The 1,822-nt window shown below is 48.3% G+C and carries 1 protein-coding gene; it reads right to left on the bottom strand.

The window, feature by feature from the left end; translation table 11 throughout:
- Positions 1-385: 385 nt before the first annotated feature.
- The coding region (locus tag ACR0MI_RS23630) for an adenylate/guanylate cyclase domain-containing protein (protein WP_480855749.1) at positions 386-1,822 on the bottom strand (1,437 nt) is incomplete at its 5' end.

Here is a 1,822-nt window from a genome sequence, read left to right as displayed (position 1 = left end):
GGTGGGCAAGGATTCCTACCACCCCAGCCAGGTCATCAGAACATGGAACGAGACTAGGCACTTGGGGCTAAACCCTCCGAGAAATGCCCCCGTTTATGCCCCAGTGGTTTCGGGTGTTACGAGTGTTGAGGGTGGGACCCCAGAGGTCGTTGAAGGCCCATACCACGGATCAGCGGTTTGCCGAGACATAGTTTTGCTTATCTTGCTGAAGTGAATAACGGGCGTCGTCAAATTAATGACCGGGCAGCGAGCAAAGCTGACTGTCAGTCTATTCATTAATGCGCCAGCTTCGAAATCGAACTTTCCTGCTTGCTCTGAAAAACTTTGTCAGCATTCGCCCCATGTTTTCTATGGCGTGTTTTCAGTTTTTCTATGCTATCGAACTTTAGGCTCGTGAGCAGTTTGGTGTTAGCGAATATATTTCGACCAATTCCTCTCTACCTCGAAGCTTGTGTGCGCCTATGCGCTTAAATTCTATTGGCTTGACCAACGCGCTTCGAACAGAGCTGGAAACAAGAGTATTCACTTCACCTAGAGTATTGCCCAAAACTCTTCCGGCTTCTTCTAGCCGTTGCGCGACATTCACAGCATCTCCAACCACAGTATAGCTGAGCCTCCCCTCACTGCCGATATTCCCAACAACTACACGACCGATGTGGATTCCTATGCGCAGTCTAACTGAGTATGCTAAGCCTGCATCTACTCGTTCTTGTTGATTATATTTCGTAATCCACTTTTCGATCTCAATCGCTGTTTGGCAAGCCAGATCTGCCGCATCATCTTGATGTTCCAGAGCACCCCAAATCGCCATTACGGAGTCTCCGATGAACTTGTCAATGGTACCGCTGTTATTTTGGATACAGTCAGCAAGCCCTGCAAAGTGATTATTTAGGAACAATGCCGTTTGAGGAGCTGTTAGATGTTCGGACAATGTCGTAAACTCAACAATATCCGTAAACATAATGACTACGTCTCGGTGGGATGAGCTGATCTGCTTCCCAGCGTTTCGGCGCATCAGTTGGCGGACTAAACGTTTCGGCACGTAGAGTTCAAACCAGCGCAGTCCCTCAAGCATGAAATTATATGAACGTGCTGCCTCATCCAATTCTCGGAAGAAAGATCCTTCGATTTCATCGACATTCGAAATATCAAGATCGTGAACCCGCTTTGCACTGTCGGACAGTCGGCGCACTGGCTTGGCAATTTCCTGACCAATCCAAGCCGCCACCCCCGCCGAAACAACCGCCATAATAAGACAGAGTATAATCGCCCACTTTAGTCGAGCCGCCTCCGCAATAATGTCGTGGGCTTCAAAGTAAGTGGCTACGGTTAGCGGCTGAGCACCATAGTCGGACAACTCTTCAAAGAATATAACATATTCCCAATCGGCGTAGGCGACGAACCGGGTGTTTGCACTGGTCAGAAAGTACCTCGCGACGCTAAAGTGATCATTTAATTGCCACATTGCCGAAACAATTGGATCGGAAAAACGGTCTTGTTGAGGAAGTGGTGCAGCGCGGTTCAAACCGGCATAACCAAACGCCATAAGTGGATGAGCCAAAACAGCGTTTCGACCGTACAGAATAAAGACGTTCGCTCCGAATTCCATTTCCTGGTCGGCCAAAAATTCAGACATTTTTGTTACCGAAACCCAAGCTGACAGGACGCCGACAATCTTACCTTTCTGAATGATCGGCCTTTGGTAACTCAACACAGATTGGCCATACTCATCACGCCAGAGTATTTTACCCCAGTTAGCTTCTCCAGTTTCGATTACTTTGTCGATGAGGTGGCGCAGGTCGATATCTTCTCCAAGCTTTAC

It is taken from the genome of Ruegeria sp. D4 (assembly GCF_056534475.1).
Note: the sequence above shows the minus strand (reverse complement) of the source record. Positions and strands in the feature narration are given on the sequence as shown.